Source organism: Streptomyces sp. NPDC127106, from assembly GCF_042677605.1.
In the GTDB taxonomy this organism is placed as follows: Bacteria; Actinomycetota; Actinomycetes; order Streptomycetales; family Streptomycetaceae; genus Streptomyces.
Map to the genome: position 1 here is coordinate 114,413 of NZ_JBHXTC010000012.1, position 5,753 is coordinate 120,165.

General features: G+C 76.0%; 2 protein-coding genes, 1 tRNA gene and 1 pseudogene. All 4 read left to right on the forward strand.

Going from position 1 to position 5,753, the window contains the following annotated elements; genetic code table 11:
* Positions 1–84 precede the first annotated feature (84 nt).
* Positions 85–2,436 (forward strand): annotated as a pseudogene (gene tmk / locus ACFVGY_RS14070) (dTMP kinase); the annotation flags it as partial.
* Positions 2,437–2,540: 104 nt separating this feature from the next.
* Entirely contained in the window at positions 2,541–3,752 is a 1,212-nt protein-coding gene (locus tag ACFVGY_RS14075; protein ID WP_385675924.1) for a DNA polymerase III subunit delta', read from the forward strand.
* Between the two features lie 154 nt (positions 3,753–3,906).
* Positions 3,907–5,475 carry an alpha/beta hydrolase gene (locus tag ACFVGY_RS14080; protein WP_385675927.1) on the forward strand — a complete coding sequence of 523 codons (1,569 nt, stop codon included), beginning with the start codon at positions 3,907–3,909 and terminating at the stop codon, positions 5,473–5,475.
* A 96-nt stretch (positions 5,476–5,571) separates the two neighbouring features.
* Positions 5,572–5,645: transfer RNA gene (locus tag ACFVGY_RS14085), tRNA-Thr, on the forward strand.
* Positions 5,646–5,753 lie beyond the last annotated feature (108 nt).

Here is a 5,753-nt window from a genome sequence, read left to right on the forward strand (position 1 = left end):
GCCGGGTGTTAATTGTGCCCCCCGGGTGATAGCCGTGTGTTGTGCCGCGCCTGCGCGGGGGGCGCGGGGGGGGGGCCCCCCCCCGCCGCCGTGGCCGTACTGCACGCCTTCGACCTGGGCGGCGGCCCGGCCACCTTCGCCCTGCTCGTGCTGGCCCTGCTCGGCGGTACCGGCGCCGGCATCCGCGCCACCCAGGCCGGCAAGGTGCTGCCGACCCTGTCCCGGCGCCGGCTGCTGGCCCTCGCGATCGCCGCGGCCGGTACCGCGCTGCTGCTCGCCGGCCTGGTCACGGACCTGGCGACCGTCGTGTTCCTGTCGCTGCTCGCCGGCCTCGCCGCGGGCGTAGCCGCCAACACCGGGCACACCCTGCTCGACCAGGAGACCGAGGAGTTCCGCCGGGCCCGGGTCACCGAGCACCTGCAGGCCGTCGTACGGGTGGCGGTGGCCCTCGGCGCCGTCCTCGCCCCCGTCGTCGCGGCGGGGATCGGCCCGCACCGGCTGGCCTTCGCGGGCCTCGTCTTCGCGTACGGCGGCGCCGCGTACACCCTGATGATCGTCGGCGCGCTGCTGCTGCCGGCCGCCGTCGTGGTGCTCGCCAAGGCCGACGACCGCGCCGGCGTACCGCTGCGCCGCGACGTGCGCGAGGCGCTGCGCGGCGGGGAACCCGACCAGGTGCCGTCCACCACCGGTTTCTTCATCGCCCTGGAGGGCGGCGACGGCGCAGGCAAGTCCACCCAGGTCCAGGCCCTGGCCGAGTGGATCCGGGGCAAGGGCCACGAGGTCGTCGTGACGCGCGAGCCCGGGGCCACCCCGATCGGCAAGCGGCTGCGGGCGATCCTCCTCGACGTTTCCTCGGCCGGGCTGTCCCACCGTGCCGAGGCCCTGCTGTACGCCGCGGACCGGGCCGAGCACGTGGACTCGGTGGTCCGCCCCGCCCTGGAGCGCGGCGCCGTCGTCATCTCCGACCGCTACATCGACTCCTCGGTCGCCTACCAGGGCGCCGGCCGGGACCTGTCTCCGACCGAGATCGCCCGGATCTCGCGCTGGGCGACCGACGGGCTCGTGCCCAACCTGACCGTGCTGCTCGACGTGTCCCCGGAGACCGCCCGGGAGCGGTTCACGGAGGCGCCCGACCGGCTGGAATCGGAGCCCGCGGAATTCCACGAGCGGGTCCGCTCCGGCTTCCTGACCCTCGCCGCCGCCGACCCCGGCCGCTACCTGGTGGTCGACGCGGGGCAGGCCCCGGAGTCGGTGGCCACCGTCGTCCGGCACCGCCTGGACCGCATGCTGCCGCTGTCGGAGGCCGAGCGGGCCGCCCAGGTCGAGGCCCGGCGCAAGGCCGAGGAGGAGGCCCGGCGCAAGGCCGAGGAAGAGGCGGCGCGCAAGGCGGAAGAGGAACGGCTGAAGGCCGAGGAAGAGGCACGCAAGGCCCGGGAGGCCGAGGAGGCCCGGCGCAAGGCCGAGGCCGAGGCCGCCGAGGCCCGCCGGATCGCCGAGGAGGAGGCCGCCCGCCGGGCGGAGGAGGAGCGGCTCCGCGCCGAGGAGGAGGCCCGTGCCCGGGCCGAGGCCGAGCGGCGGCGCGCCGAGGCCGAGGAGAAGGCCCGCGCGGTGGAGCAGGAGCGGCTGCGCCGGCAGGCGGAGGAGGAGGCCCGGCTGCGCGCCGAGGCCGAGGAGCGGCGCCGGGAGAAGCAGCGGCGGGCCGAGGAGGCCCTGCTGAAGGCCGAGGAGGCGCGCCGGCAGGCGGAGGCCCAGGCGGCGGCTGCCGTGGCGGCCGCGGCTGCCCGGGCTCCGCAGGCCCCGGCGGCGCCCGCCCCGAAGGTGTCCATGACCAAGGAGCCGCACCCGGATGACGCGGTGACGGTCGAGACGCCGCTGGTCGGGACGCCGCTGGTCGGGACCCCACTGGGGGAGACCCCGCCGGTCAGGACCCCGATGGACAAGCGGGTCGTACGACCGGACGACGTGACCCAGACCGTGCCGATGCCGGTGGCCGACCCGAAGGCGGACCCGGCGGCGGAGACCTCCGTGCTGCCCGCCGTCGACGCGTCCGGAGCCGCGGACGAGACGGCCGTACTGCCGCCCGTACGCCCTTCGGGTACGGGCGGTGCGGACGCCGCTGCGGCTTCCCGCGCGGGCGGGGCGCAGGACCGGGCGCCCGCGTCGTCGGGGCGGCAGGCGTACTCCGCCGTGCGGCCGACGGCCCGGCGCCCCGAGGAGGACCCGGCCGACCGAGTGCCGCGGGGCATCTTCCGGGACCCCGGTGACGAGGTGACCCGCGAGCTCCCGGTCCTCGACGACGAGGGCCGCCGCCCCGGCCGGCCGCGCCCCTCCTGGGCGGAGGAGACCCCGCTGGACGACCTGCCGACCCTGGCGGACGAACTGCTGGGCCCCCACGCGGCCGACGAGGACGGCGAGGAAGGCCCGCGCCGCCGCTGACCGGGGGGCACTGCCGTCGGCGGGCGGGATTGTCGGCGGCAGGCGCCACACTGGGTACGCGGTACGAGCAGGACGGCAAGGGCACGTGAAAGGCGGTGGGCGGGATGCCCGTGTGGGACGACCTGGTGGGCCAGGAGCGGGTGCAAGCGCAGCTGGCCGCCGCAGCCCGTGACGCGGACGCCCTGGTCACCGCCGTCGGCGCCGGGCAGGAGCCGCCCGCCGCGTCGAAGATGACCCATGCGTGGCTCTTCACCGGCCCGCCCGGCTCCGGGCGGGCCACCGCCGCCCGCGCCTTCGCGGCCGCCCTGCAGTGCACCAGCCCCGACCGTGCCCTCGGGGGCGAGCCGGGCTGCGGGTTCTGCGACGGCTGCCACACCACCATGGTCGGTACGCACTCCGACGTGGAGGTCGTCCGCACCGACCTGCTGTCCATCGGCGTCAAGGAGACCCGCGACCTGGTCCGCCGTGCGCAGCTGTCCCCGGCCGTGGGCCGCTGGCAGGTCATCGTCCTGGAGGACTCCGACCGGCTGACCGAGGGCGCGGCCAACGTGCTCCTCAAGGCCGTGGAGGAGCCCGCTCCGCGCACCGTGTGGCTGCTGTGCGCGCCCTCGATGGAGGACGTGCTGCCCACCATCCGCTCCCGCTGCCGGCTGCTGACCCTCCGCACCCCGTCCGTGACCGCCGTCGCCGACCTGCTGGTCCGGCGCGACGGCATCGAGCCCGACGTCGCCGCGTTCGCCGCGCGCGCCACCCAGGGCCACATCGACCGGGCCCGCCGGCTCGCCCAGGACGAGGGCGCCCGGTCCCGCCGCGCCACCGTGCTGAAGCTCCCGCTCCGGGTCGACGACGTGGGGGGCTGTCTCAAGGCCGCCCAGGAGCTCGTCGATGCCGCCGCCGAGGACGCCAAGGTGCTCGCGGAGGAGGTCGACGCCAAGGAGACCGAGGAGCTCAGGGCCGCGCTCGGCGCCGGGGCCGGCGCCGGCGGCCGGCTGCCGCGCGGCACGGCGGGCGTGATGAAGGAGCTGGAGGACCGGCAGAAGCGCCGCCGCACCCGCACCCAGCGCGACAGCCTCGACGTGGCGCTGACCGACCTCACCGGCTTCTACCGGGACGTGCTGGCGCTGCAGCTCGGCTCCCCGCTGGCCATCGCCAACGAGGACCTCCGCGCGGACCTCGACCGCGTCGCCCGCGCCGGCGGCCCCGAGCGCACCCTGCGCCGGATCGAGGCGATCAGCGCCTGCCGCGAGGCCCTCGACCGCAACGTGGCCCCGCTCCTCGCGGTCGAGGCGATGACGATGGCCCTCCGCGCCGGCTGACACACGGGTTGACCGTTCACCCGGACGGGCGACCCGGCGGCGACGGGCACGCCCTGCGGGGCCGGGGCGGGCAACGGGCGGCGAACGGCCGCCCACCCCCGAGGCACCACACGGCCGCCCGGCCGACGGGCCCGAGAGGACGTAGGCTCCGGGGATGGACACCAGTCGCCTGCTGCGCACCACCGGAACCGTGATCGCAGCCGCCGGGCTGTTGCTCTCCGGCTGCACCTCGGACGGTTCGGCGGGCTCCCGGGCCGCCGCGTCCGCCACGCGGGGCACCGGCCCGTCGGCCCGGCCGACTGCCGACCCGGCCGCCCTGCGCCCGTACTACGAGCAGAAGCTGAACTGGCGGGACTGCGGTGTCCCCGGATTCCAGTGCGCCACCATGAAGGCCCCGCTGGACTACTCCCGCCCCGATTCCGGGCAGGACGTCGAGATCGCGGTGGCCCGCCGCCCCGCCACCGGGCCGGGCAAGCGGATCGGCTCGCTCCTGGTCAACCCCGGCGGCCCCGGCGGCTCCGGCATCGGCTACCTCCAGGCGTACGCGGGCATCGGCTACCCGGAGCAGGTCCGCGCCCGGTACGACATGGTCTCCTTCGACCCGCGCGGGGTGGACCGCAGCAGCCCGGTCGAGTGCCTGACCGGCCCCGCCATGGACGCGTACACGCAGGTCGACCAGACCCCCGACGACACCGCGGAGCAGGCCGCACTGGTGGCGTCGTTCAAGGAGTTCGCGGCCGGCTGCCAGGAGCGCTCGCGGCGGATCCTGCCGCACGTCTCCACCGTCGACGCCGCCCGCGACATGGACATGCTCCGCGCGGTGCTGGGCGACGACAAGCTGACGTACGTCGGCGCGTCCTACGGCACCTTCCTCGGGGCGACGTACGCGGACCTCTTCCCCGGCCGCGTCGGCCGGCTGGTCCTGGACGGCGCCATGGACCCCTCCCGCTCGGCGCTCGACATGAACCGGGACCAGACCGAGGGCTTCGAGACGGCCTTCCGCTCCTTTGCCAGGGACTGCGCCAAGCAGCCCGACTGCCCCCTCGGCAAGGGCAGCCCGGAGGCCATCGCCGAACGCCTCCAGGCGTTCTTCCGCACGCTCGACGCCAAGCCGGTGCCCAGCGGCGATCCGCAGCGTCCGCTGGGCGAGTCCCTCGCCACGACCGGGGTGATCGCCGCCCTGTACGACGAGAGCGCGTGGCCGCAGCTGCGCGAGGCGCTCGCGGCGGCGATGCAGGGCGACGGCTCGGGCCTCCTCGGCCTCGCCGACGGCTACTACGAACGCCAGGCGGACGGTAAGTACGCCAACCTGATGTACGCCAACGCGGCCGTGAACTGCCTCGACCAGCCGCCGGCCTTCTCCGGCCCCGACGCGGTGACCGAGGCCCTCCCGTCCTTCCGGAAGGCGTCCCCGGTGTTCGGCGCGGGCCTGGCCTGGGCCTCGCTGAACTGCACCTACTGGCCGGTCAAGGCCACCGGCGCGGCCCGCCCGCTCACCGCGGAGGGAGCCCCGCCGATCGTGGTGGTCGGCACCCTCCGCGACCCGGCCACCCCGTACAAGTGGGCACAGTCCCTGGCGGGCCAGCTCGACTCGGGCGTCCTGCTCACGTACGACGGCGACGGCCACACGGCCTACGGCCGCGGCAGCACCTGCATCGACACCGCGCTGAACACGTACCTCCTGGAGGGCAAGCCCCCGGCAAACGGCAAAAAGTGCACGTAACGATCACGTGGTTCGGGGCACCCCGTTCGAGCCTGTAGACTAGGCGCCGCTGCTGATGAGCGAACCCCTCCGGGGGAACACTTGTCTACCAGCGGTGCCGCCTTAGCTCAGTTGGCCAGAGCAACGCACTCGTAATGCGTAGGTCTCGGGTTCGAATCCCGAAGGCGGCTCAGAGGGAGGGGGGGGGGGGGGGGCGGCGGGGGGCCGGGGGGGGGGGGTGGGGGGGGGGCGCGGGGGGGGGGGGGGGGGTCGATATAACCACACGCTCCGCGCGACAC